Genomic DNA, 23,213 nt, shown 5'->3' with positions numbered 1-23,213 from the left:
AAACGGGTTTGTTGCGCAAAATGACCGATTTATCTTAATTGCGGTCGATATTTATCTATTTTTCATTGAGTTAATAAATCTATTTTGTTGTTAAAGACTATTGCTAAAACAGGTTAGTCGATTTGGTTATTAGTTATCGCTATCCCGTCTTTAATCCACCCCCTTCGCGCCGTTAACCTTACCTTCTCTTCTGTTTTATGGGCGCTGACAGGGCCGATAAACAGCTTTGCTTACTGGAACATAACGACGCATGACGACACAGGTCCCTCCTTCCGCTTTGCTTCCGCTGAACCCGGAGCAACTGGCTCGCCTTCAGGCAGCCACTACTGATTTGACACCGACCCAGCTTGCGTGGGTATCTGGTTATTTCTGGGGAATGCTTAACCAGCAGCCAGGTACACTTGCCGCTACACCAGCCGCAGAAATGCCGGGTATCACCATCATCTCCGCCTCGCAAACGGGTAATGCTCGCCGGGTCGCTGAAGCATTACGTGACGACTTATTAGCGGCAAAACTGAACGCTAAGCTGGTGAACGCAGGCGACTATAAATTCAAACAAATCGCCAGCGAAAAACTGCTTATCGTGGTGACTTCAACACAAGGTGAAGGGGAACCGCCGGAAGAAGCCGTCGCGCTGCACAAGTTTCTGTTCTCCAAAAAAGCGCCGAAACTGGAAAACACCGCTTTTGCTGTGTTTAGCCTCGGTGACACCTCTTATGAGTTTTTCTGCCAGTCCGGTAAAGATTTCGACAGCAAACTGGCTGAACTGGGCGGCGAACGCCTGCTCGACCGGGTCGATGCCGATGTTGAATATCAGGCAGCCGCCAGCGAATGGCGCGCCCACGTAGTTGATGTACTGAAATCGCGCGCGCCTGTCGCAGCACCTTCGACATCCGTCGCCACTGGCGCGGTGAATGAAATCCACACCAGTCCGTATAGCAAAGAAGCGCCGCTGGTGGCGAGCCTCTCTGTTAACCAGAAAATCACTGGACGTAACTCTGAAAAAGACGTTCGCCATATTGAGATCGATTTAGGTGACTCAGGCCTGCGCTATCAGCCGGGCGATGCGCTGGGCGTCTGGTATCAGAACGATCCGGCACTGGTAAAAGAGATTGTCGAACTGCTGTGGCTGAAAGGCGATGAACCCGTCACTGTCGAGGGCAAAACGCTGCCGCTGGCGGAAGCCTTACAGTGGCATTTTGAACTGACCGTCAACACCGCGAACATTGTTGAAAATTACGCCACCTTAACGCGCAGCGAAACGCTGCTGCCGCTGGTGGGCGATAAAACGAAGTTGCAGTATTACGCTGCGACGACGCCGATTGTCGATATGTTGCGTTTCTCTCCGGCACAACTGGACGCTGATGCGTTCATCAGTATTTTGCGTCCGCTGACGCCGCGCCTTTATTCCATCGCCTCATCGCAGGCGGAAGTCGAGAGTGAAGTGCACGTTACTGTCGGCGTTGTGCGTTATGACGTGGAAGGCCGTGCCCGTGCCGGTGGTGCCTCCAGCTTCCTCGCGGATCGCGTGGGAGAAGAGGGCGAAGTTCGCGTCTTTATCGAACATAACGACAACTTCCGCCTGCCAGCTAACCCGGAAACCCCGGTGATTATGATTGGCCCTGGCACCGGTATCGCGCCATTCCGCGCCTTTATGCAGCAGCGTGCCGCCGACGAAGCGCCGGGCAAAAACTGGTTGTTCTTCGGCAATCCGCACTTTACGGAAGATTTCCTCTACCAGGTGGAATGGCAGCGTTATGTCAAAGAGGGCGTGCTGACGCGTATCGATCTGGCCTGGTCACGCGATCAAAAAGAAAAAATTTACGTACAAGACAAACTGCGTGAACAGGGGGCAGAGCTGTGGCGCTGGATCAATGACGGTGCCCACATTTATGTTTGCGGCGACGCTAATCGCATGGCGAAAGACGTTGAACAGGCACTTCTGGAAGTGATTGCCGAATTTGGTGGCATGGACACTGAAGCGGCGGATGAATTTTTAAGTGAGCTGCGCGTAGAGCGCCGTTATCAGCGAGATGTCTACTAATGAGCGAAAAACATCCAGGGCCTTTAGTGGTCGAAGGTAAACTGGCAGACGCCGAGCGCATGAAGCTTGAAAGCAACTTTCTGCGCGGCACGATTGCCGAAGATTTGAATGATGGCCTGACTGGCGGGTTTAAGGGCGATAACTTCCTGCTGATCCGCTTCCACGGCATGTATCAGCAGGATGACCGCGACATTCGCGCCGAACGAGCTGAACAGAAGCTGGAGCCGCGTCACGCCATGATGCTCCGCTGCCGCCTGCCGGGTGGCGTTATCACCACCAAACAGTGGCAGGCGATCGACAAATTTGCAGTGGAAAACACCATTTACGGTAGCATTCGCCTGACCAACCGTCAGACCTTCCAGTTCCACGGTATTCTGAAAAAGAACGTCAAACCTGCACACCAAATGTTGCACTCAGTCGGTCTTGATGCGCTGGCGACCGCCAACGACATGAACCGTAACGTGCTGTGCACCTCGAATCCGTACGAGTCACAGTTGCACGCGGAAGCCTATGAGTGGGCGAAGAAGATCTCTGAACATCTGTTGCCGCGTACCCGCGCCTATGCGGAGATCTGGCTCGATCAGGAGAAAGTTGCTACCACTGATGAAGAACCGATCCTCGGGCAGACCTATCTGCCGCGTAAGTTCAAAACGACGGTGGTTATTCCGCCGCAGAACGATATCGATCTGCACGCCAACGACATGAACTTTGTGGCTATCGCGGAAAACGGCAAGCTGGTGGGCTTCAACCTGCTGGTGGGTGGCGGCCTTTCTATGGAACACGGCAATAAAAAAACCTATGCCCGCACGGCGAGCGAGTTTGGTTATCTGCCACTTGAGCATACGCTGGCAGTGGCGGAAGCTGTGGTTACGACTCAGCGTGACTGGGGTAATCGTACTGACCGTAAAAATGCCAAAACCAAATACACGCTGGAACGCGTGGGGGTAGAGACGTTTAAGGCGGAAGTTGAACGTCGCGCGGGGATCAAGTTCGAACCGATCCGCCCGTATGAATTTACCGGACGCGGCGATCGCATCGGCTGGGTTAAGGGTATCGATGATAACTGGCACCTGACGCTGTTTATCGAAAATGGTCGTATTCTCGATTATCCGGGGCGTCCGCTGAAAACCGGTCTGCTGGAGATCGCAAAGATCCACAAAGGCGATTTCCGCATTACGGCGAACCAGAACCTGATTATCGCGGGTGTACCGGAAAGTGAAAAAGCGAAGATCGAGAAGATCGCCAAAGAGAGCGGGTTGATGAATGCCGTCACACCACAGCGTGAAAACTCAATGGCATGTGTGTCATTCCCGACCTGTCCGCTGGCGATGGCGGAAGCCGAACGTTTCCTGCCCTCGTTTATCGACAACATCGATAACTTAATGGCGAAACATGGCATCAGCGATGAGCATATCGTAATGCGTGTGACGGGATGCCCGAACGGCTGTGGCCGGGCGATGCTGGCAGAAGTTGGTCTGGTGGGTAAAGCGCCGGGGCGCTACAACCTGCATCTTGGCGGCAACCGTATGGGGACACGTATCCCACGGATGTATAAAGAAAACATCACCGAGCCGGAAATCCTGGCGTCGCTTGATGAACTGATAGGGCGCTGGGCGAAAGAGCGCGAAGCGGGTGAAGGCTTCGGTGACTTTACGGTGCGTGCGGGCATCATTCGCCCGGTGCTCGATCCGGCTCGCGATTTGTGGGATTAACATAAATCGCTGCGTCTGCTCGGTTTTGTAGGCCTGATAAGACGCATAAGCGTCGCATCAGGCAAGGCAAACTGTGAGGAATCTATGTCCAGACTTGATCTAAACGACCTGAATGAACTGCCGAAGGTAGAGCGCATTCTGGCTCTGGCACAAACCAACGCTCAACTGGAAAAACTGGACGCTGAAGGCCGCGTTGCCTGGGCGTTGGAGAATCTGCCCGGCGAATACGTGCTCTCTTCCAGCTTTGGCATTCAGGCGGCAGTCAGCCTGCATCTGGTGAACCAGATCTGCCCGAATATCCCGGTGATTCTTACCGATACTGGTTATCTGTTCCCGGAAACCTACCGCTTTATTGACGAGTTAACGGACAAACTTAAACTCAACCTGAAAGTGTACCGTGCCACTGAAAGCGCCGCATGGCAGGAAGCACGCTACGGCAAACTGTGGGAGCAGGGGGTTGAAGGCATTGAAAAGTACAATGAGATCAACAAAGTCGAACCCATGAACCGTGCACTGAAAGAACTTAACGCGCAAACGTGGTTTGCTGGTCTGCGCCGTGAGCAATCTGGCAGCCGTGCCAATTTACCAGTGCTGGCTATCCAGCGTGGCGTATTTAAAGTGCTGCCGATTATCGACTGGGATAACCGAACTATTTATCAGTACCTGCAAAAACATGGCCTGAAATATCACCCATTATGGGACGAAGGATATTTATCGGTTGGCGACACCCATACAACCCGTAAATGGGAACCCGGCATGGCCGAAGAAGAAACGCGCTTCTTTGGCTTAAAAAGGGAATGTGGATTACACGAAGGGTAAATATTTCCGGATAAATTAAACGCCTCTGTCAGAAATGATGGGGGCGTTTTTATTTTGCGAGCAGCATTCTGGCCTTTAAACGAGAACGTCGCAGGGAGAATCAACAGGTATAGAATGGCGTCGGGTGCTTGAGGCTGCCTGGCGTTAAGCATTCGCGAGGTTCCAGATGGACAAAAGCCCCAGGCGATATTTCTATCCACCTGAGGCCTACGTTCGAACCCAACAATTCGAATGCTAGTCTCTTCTTTGCAGAGAGGCAAGACATGCTAACAAAATATGCCCTTGTGGCAGTCATAGTGCTGTGTTGTACAGTACTGGGATTCACGCTGATGGTAGACGACTCGTTGTGTGGGTTGAATATCAGAGAACGTGGTATGGAGTTTAAGGCTGTTCTCGCTTACGAACCGAAGAAGTAGCCACCACGCGGGGGTGAAACCCCGCGTATTGAATTGTTATAGTTTGGCCTCCTGCCCCCTATTTTTTTATAGGCAGAATTGACTCCTCACAGTCATGGGGAATCAGCTCAAACCCATCAAGACGCCTTCGCCAGTTCCTTCACCAGTGGCAGCATTATCCGCATAACATCACGGCAGCGGCGTTCTATTCTTCCTGGAAGTGCCTTATCAATATGCTGTTGATTATCCAGTCTTACGTCATGCCAGCTATTTCCTGCGGGGAATGCGGCTGTTTTTGCGCGTTGCTGATAACCATCTTTATTTCCCAGATTCCAGTTTGTTGCTTCTACCGAAAGTACAGCAATACCGGCTTTGTCAAAAACTTCAGCGTCATTACAACACCCGGTGCCTTTTGGATAATTTTTATTCAAACCAGGATTGGTCGTCGCGGCAATTCCATGACTGCGGGCAATTGCCAGCGCCCGATCGCGCGTTAATTTCCTTACTGCTTCGGGGGTTTTTACGCCACTGTTGAAATACAATTTATCACCGACAATTAAGTTATCGAGATTAATCACCAGCAGAGTATTTTTCTTTTCGGCGTCACTCATTCGTTTGAGTAAATTCTCAGCGCCTAATTTCCCTTCCTCTTCACCACTGGTCGCCACAAAACGAATACCATATTCGGTTGGCGTATTTTTCAGGCGTTCTGCCAGCTCCAGCATGACCCCCAAACCTGCGGCGTTATCATCCATACCTTGTAATGTCAGCCCGCCGAGATTGGCATCGGCATCCGCGTCGCTCTGTGGGGCGTAGGTATCCAGATGCGCCATGATAATGATCTGCTGCGGTGCTTTGCCTTCATGAGCGGCAATCACCGTACTTCCTGTCACGTTATGCCAGTTTTTGTGGTTATCGCGGGCGGTATAAATATATCGGCCATTAAATGTCCGGATATCACTGCGATAACCCATTTGCTGAAACTGTTGCCGGATATAATCGGCAGATAACATTTCTGCGGGTGTTCCGGTCATTCGCCCCGGAAAGAAAGTGGCAATGTGTCGCGCCTGTGTATTAGCAAAATCGCCAGGTTTAGGTGACGAGGCGTGTACGGGGAGAATAAAGCATACGCCGAGCGCCAGGGCAGCGGTACGGTGGCGCAATGCGGAAAACATAGTGAGTCCTTAAATACCATGCAAATTTTTTTACCGCCATAGTATGAAACTGCCGCTGCGCTAAAACAATTTCAAATCTTCCTAAATGCCCGAAATCCGGAGCCTTAAGCACTTTTTGATATTAGCTTTGCCAAATCGTTATTCCGTTAAGGAACTACTCATTCTAATTGGTAATTTCATTCGCACTCTTACGCTCCCTATAGTCGGAATATCTGATGGCAAGCAAATAGCAGTATTGCAAAGGAACGGTTATGAACCAAAAACGACTGACTCACCTGCGGCAACTGGAGGCGGAAAGCATCCACATCATTCGCGAGGTGGCGGCAGAATTCTCAAATCCGGTGATGCTCTACTCCATCGGCAAAGATTCCAGCGTCATGCTACATCTGGCGCGCAAGGCGTTTTATCCAGGTTCGCTGCCTTTCCCGTTGCTGCATGTTGATACCGGCTGGAAATTCCGTGAGATGTATGAATTTCGCGATCGTACGGCAAAAGCCTACGGCTGCGAGCTGTTGGTGCATAAAAATCCAGAAGGTGTGGCGATGGGGATTAATCCATTCGTTCACGGCAGCGCCAAACACACTGACATCATGAAAACCGAAGGCCTGAAACAGGCGCTGAACAAATATGGTTTTGATGCTGCCTTCGGCGGCGCGCGCCGCGATGAAGAGAAATCCCGCGCTAAAGAACGTATCTACTCTTTCCGTGATCGTTTCCATCGCTGGGATCCGAAAAACCAGCGTCCGGAGCTGTGGCATAACTACAACGGGCAGATTAACAAAGGCGAAAGTATCCGCGTCTTCCCACTCTCTAACTGGACCGAGCAGGATATCTGGCAATACATCTGGCTGGAAAATATCGACATTGTTCCGCTGTATCTTGCTGCTGAACGTCCGGTTCTGGAACGCGACGGTATGTTGATGATGATTGATGACAACCGTATCGACCTGCAACCCGGCGAAGTGATTAAAAAACGGATGGTGCGTTTCCGTACGCTGGGCTGCTGGCCGCTGACCGGCGCAGTAGAGTCAAACGCGCAAACACTGCCCGAGATCATCGAAGAGATGCTGGTTTCCACTACCAGCGAACGTCAGGGCCGTGTGATTGACCGCGACCAGTCCGGTTCTATGGAGCTGAAAAAACGTCAGGGGTATTTTTAAGATGAACACCGCACTTGCACAACAAATCGCCAATGAAGGCGGCGTCGAAGCTTGGATGATCGCGCAACAACACAAAAGCTTGCTGCGTTTTCTGACCTGTGGCAGCGTTGATGACGGCAAAAGTACCCTGATAGGTCGCCTGTTGCACGATACCCGCCAGATCTACGAAGATCAGCTCTCATCGCTGCATAACGACAGTAAACGCCACGGCACCCAGGGTGAAAAACTGGATCTGGCGCTGCTGGTGGATGGCCTGCAGGCTGAGCGTGAACAAGGCATCACCATTGACGTGGCTTACCGTTATTTCTCCACCGAAAAACGCAAATTTATTATTGCCGACACCCCAGGGCACGAGCAGTACACCCGCAATATGGCGACCGGCGCGTCGACGTGTGATCTGGCGATCTTATTGATCGACGCCCGTAAAGGTGTGCTTGATCAAACCCGTCGTCACAGTTTTATCTCCACGCTTCTGGGGATCAAACATCTGGTAGTGGCGATCAACAAGATGGATCTGGTGGATTACAGCGAAGAAACGTTCACCCGCATTCGTGAAGATTATCTGACCTTTGCCGGGCAACTGCCGGGCAATCTGGATATCCGCTTTGTGCCGCTCTCCGCGCTGGAAGGCGATAATGTTGCTTCGCAAAGTGAAAGTATGCCGTGGTACAGCGGCCCGACACTGCTGGAAGTGCTGGAAACCGTTGAGATTCAGCGAGTGGTTGATGACCAGCCAATGCGCTTCCCGGTGCAGTACGTTAACCGCCCGAATCTTGATTTTCGAGGCTACGCAGGAACGCTGGCCTCTGGCAGCGTGAAAGTCGGGCAACATGTCAAAGTGCTCCCCTCTGGTGTTGAGTCAAATATTGCGCGGATCGTCACGTTTGATGGCGATCGCGAAGACGCCTTTGCCGGAGAAGCGATCACCCTGGTGCTGACGGATGAGATCGACATCAGTCGTGGCGATTTGCTGCTGGCAGCAGATGAAGCGTTGTCGACGGTGCAGAGCGCGTCAGTGGATGTGGTATGGATGGCGGAACAACCGCTTTCCCCAGGGCAGAGTTACGACATCAAAATTGCCGGGAAGAAGACGCGTGCTCGTGTTGATGACATTCATTATCAGATTGATATTAATAACCTTAACCAGCGTGAAGTTGAAAATCTGCCGCTGAACGGCATTGGTCTGGTGGATCTCACTTTTGATGAGCCGCTAGTGTTAGATCGTTATCAACAAAATCCGGTAACTGGTGGGCTGATTTTTATCGATCGCCTGAGCAACGTGACCGTTGGTGCCGGTATGGTGCATGAGCCGAAAAATGAGGCTGCCGTTGCGCCATCAGAATTTAGCGCATTTGAGCTGGAACTGAATGCGTTGGTACGTCGCCACTTCCCACACTGGGGCGCGCGCGATTTGCTGGGAGGTAAATAATGGCGCTGCATGACGAAAACGTCGTCTGGCATAGTCATCCGGTGACTCCACAACAGCGCGAGCAACACCACGGGCATCGTGGTGTTGTGTTGTGGTTTACCGGCCTCTCTGGTTCAGGGAAATCGACAGTTGCCGGGGCGCTGGAGGAGGCGCTGCATAAACTTGGCGTCAGCACGTATTTGCTGGATGGCGACAACGTTCGCCACGGTTTATGCAGCGATCTCGGTTTTAGCGATGCCGATCGTAAAGAAAATATCCGTCGGGTTGGCGAAGTGGCGAATTTAATGGTTGAAGCCGGTCTGGTAGTGCTGACTGCGTTTATCTCACCACATCGCGCTGAACGTCAGATGGTTCGCGAACGTGTAGGAGAAGGGCGGTTTATCGAAGTGTTTGTCGATACGCCGTTGGCGATTTGTGAAGCTCGCGATCCAAAAGGTTTATATAAAAAAGCGCGTGCCGGTGAACTGCGTAACTTTACGGGGATAGATGCCGTTTACGAAGCGCCTGAATCAGCAGAAATTCATCTCAATGGTGAACAATTGGTAACAAATTTGGTTCAGCAATTATTAGATCTACTGAGACAGAACGATATTATCAGATCCTGAGACACCGCCGGGTTTACATGCCCGGTTCGTCAAAGTAACAGGATCCGATATGCGTAATAGCCATAACATTACACTAACAAATAGCGAAAGCCTTACCGAAGATGAAGAAACCACATGGTCGCTGTCAGGGGCCGTGGTCGGTTTTGTCTCCTGGCTGTGCGCGCTGGCGATACCGATGTTGATTTATGGCTCTAACACGCTGTTCTTCTTTATCTATACCTGGCCTTTCTTTCTGGCGCTGATGCCCGTCGCGGTGGTGGTGGGTATTGCGCTGCATTCATTGATGGACGGAAAGCTACGCTACAGCATTGTTTTCACCCTGGTGACAGTCGGCATTATGTTTGCCGCACTGTTTATGTGGTTGCTGGGCTAATTTGTTCTTTCCCGTCTGGTCTGTTCATAATTCAAACCGTAACCAATAATGAGATTATGTTCTGCACGCCCTGGGTATACGTAACAATGGACAAATGTGGTACATTTGCCCGCGTTGTCGCGGTATCCCCAACAGAGGATGTAGAGTCGTCTTCGGATGCATGGGATGATGATGCCGTTTTTCAGGGGGCAGGATGGGTAAACTAACGCTGCTGTTGCTGGCTATTCTGGTCTGGCTACAGTATTCGCTGTGGTTCGGTAAGAACGGTATACATGACTATACCCGCGTCAATGATGATGTGGCGGCACAGCAAGCTACAAACGCGAAACTTAAAGCGCGAAACGATCAGCTTTTTGCCGAAATTGACGATCTCAATGGCGGCCAGGAGGCGCTCGAAGAGCGTGCGCGTAATGAACTCAGCATGACCAGGCCGGGCGAAACTTTTTATCGTCTGGTGCCTGACGCGTCGAAGCGCGCGCAGTCTGCGGGGCAAAACAATCGATAAATCAGCCCAGGAATTAACATGGCAACCACTCATTTGGATGTTTGCGCCGTGGTTCCGGCGGCCGGATTTGGCCGCCGAATGCAAACGGAATGTCCTAAGCAATATCTCTCAATAGGTAATCAAACCATTCTTGAACACTCGGTGTATGCGCTCCTGGCGCATCCCCGGGTGACGCGTGTCGTCATTGCAATAAGCCCGGGCGATAGTCGTTTTGCACAACTTTCTCTGGCGAATCATCCGCAAATCACTGTTGTTGATGGTGGTGAAGAGCGTGCCGATTCTGTGCTGGCAGGACTGAAAGCTGCTGGCGATGCGCAGTGGGTGTTGGTGCATGACGCCGCTCGTCCTTGCCTGCATCAGGATGATCTTGCACGGCTGTTAACTCTGAGCGAAACCAGCCGCACGGGGGGGATTCTTGCCGCTCCGGTGCGCGATACCATGAAACGCGCCGAACCTGATAAAAATGCCATTGCACATACCGTTGATCGCAACGGTTTATGGCACGCGCTGACGCCGCAATTTTTCCCTCGAGAGCTGTTATATGACTGCCTGACGCGTGCTTTAAATGAAGGCGCAACCATTACCGATGAAGCCTCGGCGCTGGAATATTGCGGTTTTCATCCGCAGCTTGTCGAAGGCCGTGCGGATAACATTAAAGTCACGCGCCCGGAAGATTTGGCGCTTGCTGAATTTTACCTCACCCGAACCATCCATCAGGAGAATACATAATGCGAATTGGACACGGTTTTGATGTACACGCCTTTGGTGGCGAAGGCCCAATTATCATTGGTGGCGTGCGCATTCCTTACGAAAAAGGGCTGTTGGCGCATTCTGATGGCGACGTGGCGCTGCATGCGCTGACCGATGCACTACTTGGTGCCGCGGCGCTGGGGGATATCGGCAAGCTGTTTCCGGATACCGATCCGGCATTTAAAGGTGCCGATAGCCGCGAGCTGCTACGCGAAGCCTGGCGACGCATTCAGGCGAAGGGGTATACCCTCGGCAACGTTGATGTCACTATCATCGCTCAGGCACCGAAGATGTTGCCGCACATTCCACAAATGCGCGTGTTTATTGCCGAAGATCTCGGCTGCCATATGGATGATGTTAACGTGAAAGCCACCACCACGGAAAAACTTGGATTTACCGGACGTGGGGAAGGGATTGCCTGTGAAGCGGTGGCGCTACTCATTAAGGCAACAAAATGATTGAGTTTGATAATCTCACTTACCTCCACGGCAAACCGCAAGGCACCGGGCTGCTGAAAGCCAACCCGGAAGACTTTGTGGTGGTGGAAGATTTAGGCTTTGAGCCTGATGGTGAAGGTGAGCATATTCTGGTGCGGGTGCTTAAAAACGGTTGCAATACCCGGTTTGTGGCGGACGCACTGGCAAAATTCCTGAAAATTCATGCTCGTGAAGTCAGCTTCGCGGGGCAGAAAGACAAACATGCCGTTACGGAACAGTGGTTATGCGCGCGTGTACCGGGCAAAGAAATGCCTGATCTGAGTGCGTTTCAACTGGAAGGTTGCCAGGTGCTGGAGTATGCGCGGCACAAGCGTAAGCTGCGTTTAGGGGCGCTGAAAGGTAACGCCTTTACCCTGGTGCTACGCGAAGTGAGCAATCGCGATGACGTTGAACAGCGTCTGATCGATATTTGCGTGAAAGGTGTACCGAACTACTTTGGTGCGCAACGTTTTGGTATTGGCGGCAGTAACTTGCAGGGGGCGCTGCGCTGGGCGCAAACGAATACTCCGGTGCGCGATCGCAATAAACGCAGTTTTTGGTTGTCGGCAGCCCGTAGTGCGTTGTTTAATCAGATTGTTGCTGAGCGCCTCAAAAAAGCGGACGTTAATCAAGTTGTTGACGGCGATGCGCTACAATTAGCCGGGCGTGGTAGCTGGTTTGTTGCTACTAACGATGAAATGGCGGAATTACAGCGTCGCGTCAACGATAAAGAGCTGATGATTACTGCTGCTTTGCCCGGTAGCGGCGAGTGGGGAACCCAGCGTGAGGCGCTGGCATTCGAACAAGCGGCGGTTGCCGACGAAACTGAATTGCAAGCATTACTGGTACGCGAAAAAGTAGACGCCGCGCGCAGAGCGATGCTGTTATATCCACAACAATTAAGCTGGAACTGGTGGGATGACGTCACCGTAGAAATGCGTTTCTGGCTTCCGGCGGGAAGTTTTGCAACCAGCGTTGTCAGGGAACTTATCAACACAACAGGTGATTATGCGCATATTGCTGAGTAATGATGACGGGGTACATGCACCCGGTATACAAACGCTGGCGAAAGCCTTGCGTGAGTTTGCTGACGTTCAGGTGGTTGCCCCCGATCGTAACCGCAGCGGCGCTTCAAATTCTCTGACACTGGAATCCTCCCTGCGCACGTTTACCTTTGAAAATGGTGATATCGCCGTGCAAATGGGAACCCCGACCGATTGTGTATATCTTGGTGTGAATGCACTGATGCGTCCGCGTCCGGATATTGTGGTTTCGGGCATTAACGCCGGGCCGAATCTGGGTGATGATGTTATCTATTCCGGTACGGTGGCAGCCGCGATGGAAGGCCGTCATTTAGGTTTTCCAGCGCTGGCCGTCTCGCTTGACGGGCATAAGCATTATGACACTGCTGCGGCGGTAACCTGTTCTATTTTGCGCGCACTGTGCAAAGAGCCGCTGCGCACCGGGCGTATTCTCAATATTAACGTCCCGGATTTACCGCTGGATCAGATTAAAGGTATCCGCGTCACTCGCTGCGGTACACGACATCCGGCAGATCAAGTTATCCCGCAACAGGATCCGCGCGGTAATACGCTGTACTGGATTGGCCCGCCGGGCGGTAAGTGCGATGCCGGTCCGGGGACTGATTTTGCTGCGGTAGATGAAGGCTATGTCTCCATCACGCCGCTGCATGTAGATTTAACCGCGCACAACGCGCAAGATGTGGTTTCAGACTGGTTAAACAGCGTGGGAGTTGGCACGCAATGGTAAGCAGACGCGTACAAGCACTTCTGGATCAATTACGTGCGCAAGGTATTCAGGATGAGCAGGTGTTGAACGCACTTGCCGCCGTGCCGCGTGAAAAATTCATTGATGAAGCGTTTGAACAAAAAGCCTGGGACAATATCGCGTTGCCGATAGGTCAGGGGCAGACAATTTCGCAGCCGTACATGGTGGCGCGAATGACCGAATTACTCGAACTGACGCCGCAGTCGCGGGTGCTGGAAATCGGCACCGGTTCGGGTTATCAAACGGCAATCCTGGCACATCTTGTCCAGCATGTATGTTCGGTTGAACGGATTAAAGGATTGCAGTGGCAGGCGCGTCGCCGCCTGAAAAATCTTGATTTACATAATGTTTCAACCCGTCACGGCGATGGATGGCAAGGTTGGCAAGCACGTGCGCCGTTTGACGCTATCATTGTAACGGCAGCACCGCCCGAAATTCCTACTGCACTAATGACGCAACTGGATGAAGGCGGGATTCTCGTCTTGCCGGTAGGGGAAGAGCACCAGTATTTGAAGCGGGTGCGTCGTCGCGGGGGCGAATTTATTATCGATACCGTAGAGGCCGTGCGCTTTGTTCCCTTAGTGAAGGGGGAGCTGGCTTAAAGTGCGAGGAAATACCTGGAATTTTCCTGGTTATTTTGCAGCAGGTCAGCGTATCGTGAACATCTTTTCCAGTGTTCAGTAGGGTGCCTTGCACGGTAATTATGTCACTGGTTATTAATCAATTTTTCCTGGGGGATAAATGAGCGCGGGAAGCCCAAAATTCACCGTTCGCCGTATTGCGGCTTTGTCACTGGTTTCGCTATGGTTGGCTGGCTGTTCTGACACATCGAATCCACCGGCACCAGTCAGTTCCGTTAACGGCAATGCACCTGCAAATACTAATTCAGGTATGTTGATTACGCCACCGCCGAAAATGGGGACGACGTCTAAAACGCAGCAACCGCAAATTCAGCCGGTACAGCAGCCACAAATTCAATCTACGCAACAACCACAAATCCAGCCGGTGCAGCCTGTCACTCAGCAACCGGTGCAAATGGAAAATGGGCGTATCGTCTACAACCGTCAGTACGGGAATATTCCGAAAGGCAGTTATAGCGGTAGTACTTATACCGTGAAAAAAGGCGACACACTTTTCTATATTGCCTGGATCACCGGTAACGATTTCCGCGATCTCGCCCAACGTAATAATATTGAGGCACCATACGCGTTGAACGTAGGTCAGACTTTACAGGTTGGCAATGCTTCTGGCACGCCAATCACTGGCGGAAATGCCATTACCCAGGCGGATGCAGCAGAGCAAGGAGTTGTGATCAAGCCTGCACAAAATTCCACCGTTGCTGTTGCGTCGCAACCGACAATTACGTATTCTGAATCTTCGGGTGAACAGAGTGCTAACAAAATGTTGCCGAACAACAAGCCAACTGCGACCACGGTCACAGCGCCTGTAACTGTACCAACAGCAAGCACAACCGAGCCGACTGTCAGCAGTACATCAACCAGTACGCCGATTTCCACCTGGCGCTGGCCAACTGAGGGCAAAGTGATTGAAACCTTTGGCGCTTCTGAGGGAGGCAACAAGGGGATTGATATCGCAGGTAGCAAAGGACAGGCAATTATCGCGACCGCAGATGGCCGCGTTGTTTATGCCGGTAATGCGCTGCGCGGCTACGGTAATCTGATTATCATCAAACATAATGATGATTACCTGAGTGCCTACGCCCATAACGACACAATGCTGGTCCGGGAACAACAAGAAGTGAAGGCGGGGCAAAAAATAGCAACCATGGGTAGCACCGGAACCAGTTCAACACGATTGCATTTTGAAATTCGTTACAAGGGGAAATCCGTAAACCCGCTGCGTTATTTACCGCAGCGATAATTCGGCGGAACCAGGCTTTTGCTTGAGCGTTCCGTCAAGGGATCACGGGTAGGAGCCACCTTATGAGTCAGAATACGCTGAAAGTTCATGATTTAAATGAAGATGCGGAATTTGATGAGAACGGAGTTGAGGTTTTTGACGAAAAGGCCTTAGTTGAAGAGGAACCCAGTGATAACGATTTGGCCGAAGAGGAGCTGTTATCGCAGGGTGCCACACAGCGTGTGCTGGACGCGACTCAGCTTTACCTTGGTGAGATTGGTTATTCGCCACTGTTAACGGCCGAAGAAGAAGTTTATTTTGCGCGTCGCGCACTGCGTGGAGATGTCGCCTCCCGCCGCCGGATGATCGAGAGTAACTTGCGTCTGGTGGTAAAAATTGCCCGCCGTTATGGCAATCGTGGTCTGGCGTTGCTGGATCTTATCGAAGAGGGTAACCTGGGGCTGATCCGCGCGGTTGAGAAGTTTGACCCGGAACGTGGTTTCCGCTTCTCAACATACGCAACATGGTGGATTCGCCAGACGATCGAACGGGCGATTATGAACCAAACCCGTACGATTCGTTTGCCGATCCACATCGTAAAGGAGCTGAACGTTTACCTGCGAACCGCACGTGAGTTGTCCCATAAGCTGGATCACGAACCGAGCGCGGAAGAAATCGCAGAGCAACTGGATAAGCCAGTTGATGACGTCAGCCGTATGCTTCGTCTTAACGAGCGCATTACCTCGGTAGACACCCCGCTGGGTGGTGATTCCGAAAAAGCGTTGCTGGACATCCTGGCCGACGAAAAAGAGAACGGTCCGGAAGACACCACGCAAGATGACGATATGAAGCAGAGCATCGTCAAATGGCTGTTCGAACTGAACGCCAAGCAGCGTGAAGTGCTGGCACGTCGATTCGGTTTGCTGGGGTATGAAGCGGCAACACTGGAAGATGTAGGTCGTGAAATAGGCCTCACACGAGAACGTGTTCGCCAGATTCAGGTTGAAGGCCTGCGCCGTCTGCGTGAGATTTTGCAGACTCAGGGGCTGAATATCGAAGCGCTGTTCCGCGAATAAGCAAGCATCTGTCAGAAAGGCCAGTCTCATATGAGGCTGGCCTTTTTCTTTTGTTTGGGGAGTTGGTGTATTTTGTCGCCTGGATAAGATGCGACAGCGTCGCATCCGGCAATCAGCACCCTATGTGTTCATCATCTTGCGCACCAGTCGCATAAACAACACCTGCTCTTCTCTACTCAAACGCCCCAAAAATTCATCATCCACGCGGTTACCAATGGGATCGCCGCAGCAAGTACCCATCGAACCTTTTCGCTAAGGTTAAATTACTGCCCACACGCACCAGGTGATTAAGAATCCGGTAAAACCGAGGATGGTCGTTAACACTGTCCAGGTTTTCAGACCATCTGCCACCGATAAACCCAGATATTTGGTGACGATCCAGAAACCGGAGTCGTTAATGTGCGATGCGCCAAGCCCACCAAAGCAGGCCGCCAGTGTCACCAGTACGCACTGAATCGGATTCAGCCCCACAACCGCTTCTGAAAGCAGTCCGCCTGTTGTCAGGATTGCTACGGTTGCCGAACCCTGCGATGCACGCAGCGCCAGTGAAATAATAAATGCCGCAGGCAACAGAGGCAGGTCAATCATTTGTAGCATGTTGGCAAGAGCCTTACCGACGCCAGATTCCACCAGCACTTTGCCGAACACCCCACCAGCTCCAGTAACCAGAATAACTACCGCCGCAGTGGGAAGGGCTGAGCCCATAATATCGCTGGTGTGTTGCAGGCTCCAGCCGCGACGTAAGGCCAATAACCAGAACGCCAGTACCAGCGCAATCATCAATGCTACCATCGGTGAGCCGAGCAGTTGCAACGTACCAAGCAGGGGATGCGAGGCTGGCATTAGTGTTGCCGAAACCGTACCCGCCATAATAATCGCGATAGGGATAACAATTAGCGAGGTGACCAGCGCTACGCCTGGCGGATTTATTTTATCGCTTAATTTTGTTGCGTTTCCCTCACTGGCTGGAGCCAGTTGCATCTGCTCCAGTACTTCCACCGACATCGCATATTGGCGCTTATTGATTATTTTCGCTGCAAAATAGCCGACAATGCCCACTGGAATAGAAATCGCAATACCGATTATGGTCAGCCAGCCGATGTCTGCGTGAAGGAGTCCCGCTGCGGCGACGGGGCCAGGATGTGGCGGCACAGCTACGTGAACGGTCAGCATGATCCCAGCAACAGGCAGACCAAATTTAAGCGGTGATATTTTTGCAACCTTGGCAAAGCCATAAATGATTGGCGCAAGAATAATAAAGCCGACATCAAAGAAGACGGGGATGCCGAGGAAGAATGCTGCCAGAGTCAGTGCGGCGATTGTTCGTTTATCCCCTAACTTGCGGCTGAAATAATTGGCCAGTGATTCTGCGCCGCCAGAGTGCTCGATCATGCGTCCCAGCATAGCGCCAAGGCCGATGATAATGGTGACGGAGCCAAGCACGCCACCCATCCCGGCGATCATCACTTTACCTACTTCGCCAGCCGGGATACCCGCTGCAAGTGCGACTAACAGGCTGACGAGAAGCAGCGCGACGAATGGTTGTACCTTTGCCTTGATGACCAGCAGCAACAGCATGATTACGCCAGCTAACGCAATGCATAACAATGTAATTGTGGACATGGAAAACCCTGTCTGAAAGTTATAGTTAACCTACCCCATCCGTAGATGGGGGGATGTATGGGTACGTTGTAATTATGGATTTAGCGAATTAGCGCCAGGCGTCAAACCAGCCAAGCCCTTCTTCGGTGAGGCCGCGGGGTTTGTATTCACAACCGATCCAACCCTGATATCCCACCTTATCGAACAGGCGAAACAGCCACGGATAATTGATCTCGCCATCGTCTGGTTCATGTCGGTCAGGCAGTCCGGCAATTTGCACGTGGGCATATTTCCCAGCGTAATCGCGGATTAAATGCGTCAGGTCGCCATCTACTTTTTGCGCATGGAAGGTATCCAACTGAATAAACACATTATCGCGAGCGACCTCTTCAACAATTGCCAGTGCCTGATACTGACTGGAGAAGAGATAACCAGGTTTAACGGCTGGGCTGAGTGCTTCAACCAAAACTCGCTTGCCGTGCGGCGCAAAGCTATCGGCAGCGTAGCGGAGATTATCGATAAACACTGCCCGATACCGTTCAGCGTCTTCGCCTGCGGGCACTACTCCTGCCATCACATGAACTTGTTCGCAATTGAGCGCCAGCGCATATTCCAGAGCCTGATCGATGTCCGCGCGAGCTTCGTGCTCACGTCCGGGAAGGGCGGATAATCCCCATTCACCCGCATTAACATCCCCGGGCGCGGTATTGAACAGCGCCAGCGTCAGATGGTTTTGCGCCAGTTGTTGCTGGATTTGCTGGATGGAATAGTCATAGGGAAACAGAAATTCCACGGCATCAAAACCAGCTTTTCGCGCTGCGGCGAAGCGTTCAATAAAAGGCACTTCGGTGAACATCATGGATAAATTAGCTGCAAAACGAGGCATTGCATTAACTCCTTAATTCCGCAATTTCATCTGCGGTCAGATAGCGGATCGGGCGGTCGCTGAGAATAAAAATTAGCCTGGCCGTTTCCTCCAGCTCTTCCATATTGTTGGCAGCTTCTTGCAGGCTTTCACCGCAAACCACTGGGCCATGATTTGCTAACAAAAAGGCCTGATGATTTGCTGCCAGTTCCGCCAGATCCTGTGCGATGCGTTTATCGCCCGGGCGATAATAGGGCACTAACGGGACGTTCCCCATCCGCATCACCACGTACGGTGTGAACGGACGAATAACGTTACTGCTGTCCAGCCCTTGAAGGCAGGAAAGTGCCGTCGACCACGTACTGTGCAAATGCACGACAGCTTTACAGCGCGGATTATTGCGATACAGCGCCAGATGAAAGAGCACTTCTTTTGAGGGTTTGTCACCACTTAGCCATTCGCCATCCGCGGTGACTTTGGAAAGCCGCTGCGGATCGAGATTACCCAGGCATGAACCTGTCGGCGTTGCCAGTAAATTCCCGTCAGGCAAAAGCAGCGACAGATTGCCAGCCGAACCGGTGGCATAGCCGCGCTGAAAGAACGAACTGGCAATCCGCGTCATCTCTTCTCGCAAAGACTGCTCTGCTTTTGCGAAATCGCTCATGGTAGAAACTCTCTTTGGGCTCGTGAAAAAAAGGCTTCGTCACCGAAATTGCCGGATTTAAGGGCCAGTGAGACAGGTTTATCCAGTGCGTTAACCCACGGCACACCGGGGGAAATTGTTGGGCCAATATGGAACCCTTTTATGCCCAGACTCTGCGTGACCACTCCGGAAGTTTCACCGCCTGCGACAATAAAACGCGTTACACCTTCCGCCGCTAACCTGGCAGCCAGTAGCGAAAACAGCGCTTCCACTGCCTGGCTGGCTTTTTGTGCGCCATATTGCTGTTGAATAGCGGCCAGCGCGTCGGTGCTGGCGGTGGCAAAAACCAGCGGAGCAAGTTCACTTTCCTGACTCAGAACCCATTTCGCCAGTTCGTGTGTATAAGCGACCAGTGTTTCTGTTGTGAGACAACGTGCCACATCAACTTCACGGGCTGGCGCAATCTGACGGTAATGTGCCACCTGGCAATTGGTCATTTGTGAGCATGAACCGGAGAGCACTACGCCGCGCCCTGCGAGTGGACGCCCTGCTTCGCGTGCCTGGTTACCGTTTTCTTGCGCCCACTGCCGGGCCAGACCTATCGCAAGGCCAGAACCGCCGGTTACTAATGGGGCATCACGCAAGGCTTCACCCTGAATTTCCAGATGGCGTTCGGTCAGGGCATCAAGCACCGCGTAGCGATAGCCCTCTTGCTGTAAACGGGCCAGTTCCTGACGCATGGCTTCCACACCTTTTTCGAGAATATGCGCCGAAACGACGCCGCAGCGCCCTGTGGATTGTGCTTCAACCAGACGCGGAAGGTAGCTGTCGGTCATAGGATTTACTGGATGATGCCGCATCCCGGATTCGGCCAGCAGTTGATTCATCACGAACAAATAACCCTGATAAACCGTGCGCCCGTTGACTGGCAGAGCCGGGGAAAAGACCGTAAACGGCGTGTCGAGTGCATCCATTAATGCATCAGTCACCGGGCCGATATTGCCTTTCTCAGTACTGTCGAAAGTGGAGCAGTATTTGAAGTAGACTTGTTTGCAACCTTGTTGTTGCAACCAGCGCAGAGCCGCCAGCGATTGCTGTGTGGCTTCTGCCACCGGGCAGGAGCGAGTTTTCAGACTGATCACAACGGCATCGATTGCTTCCGGCATTTCCCCTGTCGGGACACCGTTGATTTGCACCGTTGGCAGACTATTTTCCACCAGAAAACTGGCGATATCCGTCGCGCCGGTAAAATCATCAGCGATAACGCCAATCCTGATCATGATTTCGCTCCCGGTAGAGTGATGCCAGAGAAAATCTTGATGACTGCGCTGTCGTCTTCTTTTCCGTAACCTGCGTTGCTGGCGCTGGTGAACATATTCAACGCTGTTGAGGCCAACGGCAGCGGAAAGTGCAGGGCTTTAGCGGTATCAGCAACCAGCCCGAGATCCTTCACAAAAATATCTACGGCAGAATGCGGGGTGTAATCGCCATCCACCACATGGCGCATCCGGTTTTCGAACATCCACGAATTTCCGGCGGCATTGGTTACGACGTCATACATTACATCCAGTGGGATCCCCGCACGGGCAGCAAGCGCTATCGCTTCGGCCCCGGCAGCAATATGCACGCCAGCTAACAACTGGTGGATAATTTTTACTGTCGAACCCAGACCCGGCTCTGCACCAATGCGATAAACTTTTCCGGCGACGGCTTCCAGCACGGGGGTCAGGCGTTCAAAGGCAAGATCACTACCGGAGGCCATAACGGTCATTTCACCGTTAGCGGCTTTTACCGCGCCACCAGAAACTGGCGCATCCAGCATTTCCAGATCGAACGCAGCCAGAGCAGTGGCAATTTCCTGCGCATCAGCACTGGCGATAGTGGAAGAAACCATTACAGCCGTGCCGGGTTTCAGATGCTGTGCAACGCCTTTATCACCAAACAGTACTTGTTTGACCTGGGCCGCATTTACCACCAGCACCAGCAGAGCATCCAGTTTTTCGGCAAACGTCGCGGCGTTATCGGAAACCCCGCAAGCGCCAGCCTCTTTCAGCGTAGCGCAGGCATTGGCGTTCAGGTCTGCGCCCCAGGTAGAAAGACCCGCGCGGACACACGACAGCGCCGCTCCCATCCCCATTGACCCTAAACCAACGATACCGACATGAAACTCAGATCCCGTTTTCATCTGCTCTCCTTGTTAATTTAAGTGATATTTTGTTTGATGTTGTGAATATAAGCGCCAGGCGATAACGATATGGTGAGCTGATTCACAAAAATTAACATGGTGTGTTATTTTATGTGAACTAAGCGATAGTTGCGTTGCGCACGTTTCGCAGGCAAATAGCGTAGAATGTCCGCAGGACAAAGGAAGGAGCAAAAGTTGATACCCGTAGAGCGTCGCCAAATCATCCTTGAGATGGTAGCTGAAAAAGGCATTGTCAGTATTGCTGAACTGACGGACAGAATGAATGTGTCACATATGACCATTCGTCGGGATTTGCAAAAACTGGAGCAGCAGGGCGCTGTTGTGTTGGTGTCCGGAGGTGTCCAGTCGCCGGGACGTGTGGCGCATGAACCTTCTCACCAGGTAAAAACTGCGCTGGCAATGACGCAAAAAGCGGCTATTGGCAAGCTGGCGGCAAGTCTCGTTCAGCCGGGGAGTTGTATCTATCTGGATGCGGGAACGACCACGTTAGCGATTGCACAGCATTTGATTCACATGGAGCCACTCACTGTAGTCACCAACGATTTCGTTATCGCAAACTACTTGCTCGACAACAGTAATTGCACAATTATTCACACTGGTGGTGCAGTTTGTCGGGAAAACCGTTCCTGTGTCGGAGAAGCCGCCGCGACCATGCTACGCAGCTTGATGATTGATCAGGCTTTTATTTCTGCATCGTCATGGAGTGTGCGGGGGATCTCTACGCCAGCGGAAGATAAAGTCACGGTGAAACGGGCGATTGCCAGTGCCAGTCGCCAGCGGATTCTGGTCTGTGATGCCACGAAATATGGTCAGGTGGCGACATGGCTGGCGTTACCGTTAAGTGAGTTTGATCAGATCATTACTGACGGCGGTCTGCCGGAAAGCGCCAGCCGCACGCTGGCGAAGCTTGATCTCTCTTTGCTGCTGGCGAAAAACGAATAATGGCCTGAAATAAAACCGGGATACTCATGCTTCACAGAGGAAGCATGAGATTACTTTATTTTATAAAACGATAACCGTCCGCTTTTCGGTGAGCCGGTATCAATATAAATCTGGTTAGCGAACGTCTGAATGTTATCAAACATCATATGACCAAAGATAAAGCGGTCGGCACCGTTTATTTTTTGTGATTCGCCTTTAAGCGATTTCTGCACGCGATCAACAGGCCAGAGTAATTCACTTTCCGCTATTTCTTTACCAAACTGATATTTATCTCCTGGGTAATCTGCATGTGCGATGATATATTTTATATTATCGTTATCTAATTCAATAATATGGGGAAGATGATGAAAACGAAGCAACAGATCTATTGCCTCTTTTTGTTCCGTCTTATTTAAATCGAAAAACCAGTCACCGCCACTGGCCAGCCACATATTGCCATCGCCAGTCGCGAATGCATCAAGAGCCATCGCTTCGTGGTTGCCCTTAACAGAGGTAAACCAGGGATGGTTTAACAGGCGTAGTACGTTAAGACTCTCCGCCCCACGATCAATATTATCGCCTGTAGAAATAAGTAAGTCTGTTTCGGGACAAAAAGATAATTGATGTAAGCGGGATTGTAATAATTGATAGTCACCATGAATATCACCAACGGCCCATATATGGCGATAGTTATGAGCATCAATTTTTTGATAGCGGGTGGTAGACATTTGCATAGACTCAAAATTATAGCAATGTATTATTATACCCGACCAGAGTGTCGAAGTCTTTGGAGTAATAAATTACAAAAG

Annotated in this window: 24 protein-coding genes; 17 read left to right on the top strand and 7 right to left on the bottom strand. The window is 51.8% G+C overall.

Annotated features, from left to right (window positions below; all coding sequences use genetic code 11):
- Positions 1–250 precede the first annotated feature (250 nt).
- The 4 genes from cysJ to A31E_RS09295 all read left to right on the top strand — a co-directional run bounded on the left by cysJ (position 251) and on the right by A31E_RS09295 (position 4,991).
- The gene (gene cysJ / locus A31E_RS09280; protein WP_016249126.1) at positions 251–2,044 is read left to right on the top strand and encodes an NADPH-dependent assimilatory sulfite reductase flavoprotein subunit; all 1,794 of its coding nucleotides are present in this window, start codon (positions 251–253) and stop codon (positions 2,042–2,044) included.
- Positions 2,044–3,756 carry an assimilatory sulfite reductase (NADPH) hemoprotein subunit gene (gene cysI / locus A31E_RS09285; protein ID WP_001516957.1) on the top strand — a complete coding sequence of 571 codons (1,713 nt, stop codon included), beginning with the start codon at positions 2,044–2,046 and terminating at the stop codon, positions 3,754–3,756. Before cysJ ends, cysI begins: the two co-directional genes overlap by 1 nt.
- An 84-nt stretch (positions 3,757–3,840) precedes the next feature.
- The gene (gene cysH / locus A31E_RS09290; protein ID WP_001516956.1) at positions 3,841–4,575 is read left to right on the top strand and encodes a phosphoadenosine phosphosulfate reductase; all 735 of its coding nucleotides are present in this window, start codon (positions 3,841–3,843) and stop codon (positions 4,573–4,575) included.
- A gap of 263 nt (positions 4,576–4,838) precedes the next feature.
- Positions 4,839–4,991 (top strand): Hok/Gef family protein, encoded by a 153-nt coding sequence (locus A31E_RS09295; RefSeq protein WP_016249125.1) that lies wholly within the window; start codon positions 4,839–4,841, stop codon positions 4,989–4,991.
- A 116-nt stretch (positions 4,992–5,107) separates the two neighbouring features.
- On the opposite strand, the gene iap is transcribed toward A31E_RS09295, so the two are convergent.
- Positions 5,108–6,145: an alkaline phosphatase isozyme conversion aminopeptidase gene (gene iap / locus A31E_RS09300; protein ID WP_000490394.1), complete on the bottom strand. Its 1,038-nt coding sequence runs from the start codon at positions 6,143–6,145 to the stop codon at positions 5,108–5,110.
- A gap of 251 nt (positions 6,146–6,396) precedes the next feature.
- Here iap and cysD point away from each other — a divergent pair, with 251 nt between their 5' ends.
- The 12 genes from cysD to rpoS all read left to right on the top strand — a co-directional run bounded on the left by cysD (position 6,397) and on the right by rpoS (position 16,167).
- The gene (gene cysD / locus A31E_RS09305) at positions 6,397–7,305 is read left to right on the top strand and encodes a sulfate adenylyltransferase subunit CysD (protein WP_001072281.1); all 909 of its coding nucleotides are present in this window, start codon (positions 6,397–6,399) and stop codon (positions 7,303–7,305) included.
- A 1-nt stretch (position 7,306) separates the two neighbouring features.
- Positions 7,307–8,734: a sulfate adenylyltransferase subunit CysN gene (gene cysN / locus A31E_RS09310; protein ID WP_001090336.1), complete on the top strand. Its 1,428-nt coding sequence runs from the start codon at positions 7,307–7,309 to the stop codon at positions 8,732–8,734.
- A complete protein-coding gene (gene cysC / locus A31E_RS09315) occupies positions 8,734–9,339 on the top strand; it encodes an adenylyl-sulfate kinase (RefSeq protein ID WP_001173652.1) in 606 nt (201 codons plus the stop codon). The genes cysN and cysC overlap by 1 nt, the downstream gene beginning before the upstream one ends.
- Before the next feature lie 49 nt (positions 9,340–9,388).
- Positions 9,389–9,712 carry a DUF3561 family protein gene (locus tag A31E_RS09320; RefSeq protein WP_001246116.1) on the top strand — a complete coding sequence of 108 codons (324 nt, stop codon included), beginning with the start codon at positions 9,389–9,391 and terminating at the stop codon, positions 9,710–9,712.
- 193 nt (positions 9,713–9,905) lie between these two features.
- Positions 9,906–10,217 (top strand): cell division protein FtsB, encoded by a 312-nt coding sequence (gene ftsB / locus A31E_RS09325; RefSeq protein WP_000517476.1) that lies wholly within the window; start codon positions 9,906–9,908, stop codon positions 10,215–10,217.
- Positions 10,218–10,235: 18 nt separating this feature from the next.
- Complete coding sequence (gene ispD / locus A31E_RS09330; RefSeq protein ID WP_000246161.1) at positions 10,236–10,946, top strand: 2-C-methyl-D-erythritol 4-phosphate cytidylyltransferase; 711 nt, start codon at positions 10,236–10,238, stop codon at positions 10,944–10,946.
- Positions 10,946–11,425: a 2-C-methyl-D-erythritol 2,4-cyclodiphosphate synthase gene (ispF, locus tag A31E_RS09335; protein WP_001219242.1), complete on the top strand. Its 480-nt coding sequence runs from the start codon at positions 10,946–10,948 to the stop codon at positions 11,423–11,425. The genes ispD and ispF overlap by 1 nt, the downstream gene beginning before the upstream one ends.
- On the top strand, positions 11,422–12,471 hold the full coding sequence (gene truD, locus A31E_RS09340; RefSeq protein WP_016249124.1) for a tRNA pseudouridine(13) synthase TruD: 1,050 nt from the start codon (positions 11,422–11,424) through the stop codon (positions 12,469–12,471). Before ispF ends, truD begins: the two co-directional genes overlap by 4 nt.
- The gene (gene surE, locus A31E_RS09345; protein ID WP_001516955.1) at positions 12,452–13,213 is read left to right on the top strand and encodes a 5'/3'-nucleotidase SurE; all 762 of its coding nucleotides are present in this window, start codon (positions 12,452–12,454) and stop codon (positions 13,211–13,213) included. The genes truD and surE overlap by 20 nt, the downstream gene beginning before the upstream one ends.
- Positions 13,207–13,833: a protein-L-isoaspartate O-methyltransferase gene (gene pcm, locus A31E_RS09350; protein WP_000254703.1), complete on the top strand. Its 627-nt coding sequence runs from the start codon at positions 13,207–13,209 to the stop codon at positions 13,831–13,833. The genes surE and pcm overlap by 7 nt, the downstream gene beginning before the upstream one ends.
- A 184-nt stretch (positions 13,834–14,017) precedes the next feature.
- Entirely contained in the window at positions 14,018–15,112 is a 1,095-nt protein-coding gene (gene nlpD, locus A31E_RS09355; protein WP_306667652.1) for a murein hydrolase activator NlpD, read from the top strand.
- A gap of 62 nt (positions 15,113–15,174) precedes the next feature.
- Positions 15,175–16,167 carry an RNA polymerase sigma factor RpoS gene (gene rpoS / locus A31E_RS09360; RefSeq protein WP_000081550.1) on the top strand — a complete coding sequence of 331 codons (993 nt, stop codon included), beginning with the start codon at positions 15,175–15,177 and terminating at the stop codon, positions 16,165–16,167.
- A 258-nt stretch (positions 16,168–16,425) separates the two neighbouring features.
- On the opposite strand, the gene A31E_RS09365 is transcribed toward rpoS, so the two are convergent.
- The 5 genes from A31E_RS09365 to ltnD all read right to left on the bottom strand — a co-directional run bounded on the left by A31E_RS09365 (position 16,426) and on the right by ltnD (position 21,462).
- Positions 16,426–17,790 (bottom strand): GntP family transporter, encoded by a 1,365-nt coding sequence (locus A31E_RS09365; RefSeq protein ID WP_000104436.1) that lies wholly within the window; start codon positions 17,788–17,790, stop codon positions 16,426–16,428.
- 88 nt (positions 17,791–17,878) lie between these two features.
- Positions 17,879–18,655, bottom strand: coding sequence for an HPr family phosphocarrier protein (locus A31E_RS09370; RefSeq protein ID WP_016249123.1), 777 nt, complete (start codon positions 18,653–18,655; stop codon positions 17,879–17,881).
- A gap of 4 nt (positions 18,656–18,659) precedes the next feature.
- The gene (locus A31E_RS09375; protein ID WP_001278988.1) at positions 18,660–19,298 is read right to left on the bottom strand and encodes a 3-oxo-tetronate 4-phosphate decarboxylase; all 639 of its coding nucleotides are present in this window, start codon (positions 19,296–19,298) and stop codon (positions 18,660–18,662) included.
- Positions 19,295–20,557 carry a 3-oxo-tetronate kinase gene (gene otnK, locus A31E_RS09380; protein WP_016249122.1) on the bottom strand — a complete coding sequence of 421 codons (1,263 nt, stop codon included), beginning with the start codon at positions 20,555–20,557 and terminating at the stop codon, positions 19,295–19,297. Before otnK ends, A31E_RS09375 begins: the two co-directional genes overlap by 4 nt.
- Entirely contained in the window at positions 20,554–21,462 is a 909-nt protein-coding gene (ltnD, locus tag A31E_RS09385; protein WP_016249121.1) for an L-threonate dehydrogenase, read from the bottom strand. The genes otnK and ltnD overlap by 4 nt, the downstream gene beginning before the upstream one ends.
- A gap of 195 nt (positions 21,463–21,657) precedes the next feature.
- On the opposite strand from ltnD, the gene ygbI reads away from it, so the two are divergent.
- Positions 21,658–22,425: a DNA-binding transcriptional repressor YgbI gene (ygbI, locus tag A31E_RS09390; protein WP_016249120.1), complete on the top strand. Its 768-nt coding sequence runs from the start codon at positions 21,658–21,660 to the stop codon at positions 22,423–22,425.
- A 50-nt stretch (positions 22,426–22,475) separates the two neighbouring features.
- Here ygbI and pphB read toward each other — a convergent pair whose 3' ends face one another.
- The gene (gene pphB / locus A31E_RS09395; RefSeq protein WP_016249119.1) at positions 22,476–23,132 is read right to left on the bottom strand and encodes a protein-serine/threonine phosphatase; all 657 of its coding nucleotides are present in this window, start codon (positions 23,130–23,132) and stop codon (positions 22,476–22,478) included.
- Positions 23,133–23,213 lie beyond the last annotated feature (81 nt).

It is taken from the genome of Escherichia sp. KTE159, assembly GCF_000408805.1.
Taxonomy (GTDB): domain Bacteria; phylum Pseudomonadota; class Gammaproteobacteria; order Enterobacterales; family Enterobacteriaceae; genus Escherichia; species Escherichia marmotae.
The sequence above is the reverse complement of the archived record's forward strand: the minus strand, read 5'-3'. Positions and strand labels throughout refer to the sequence as shown.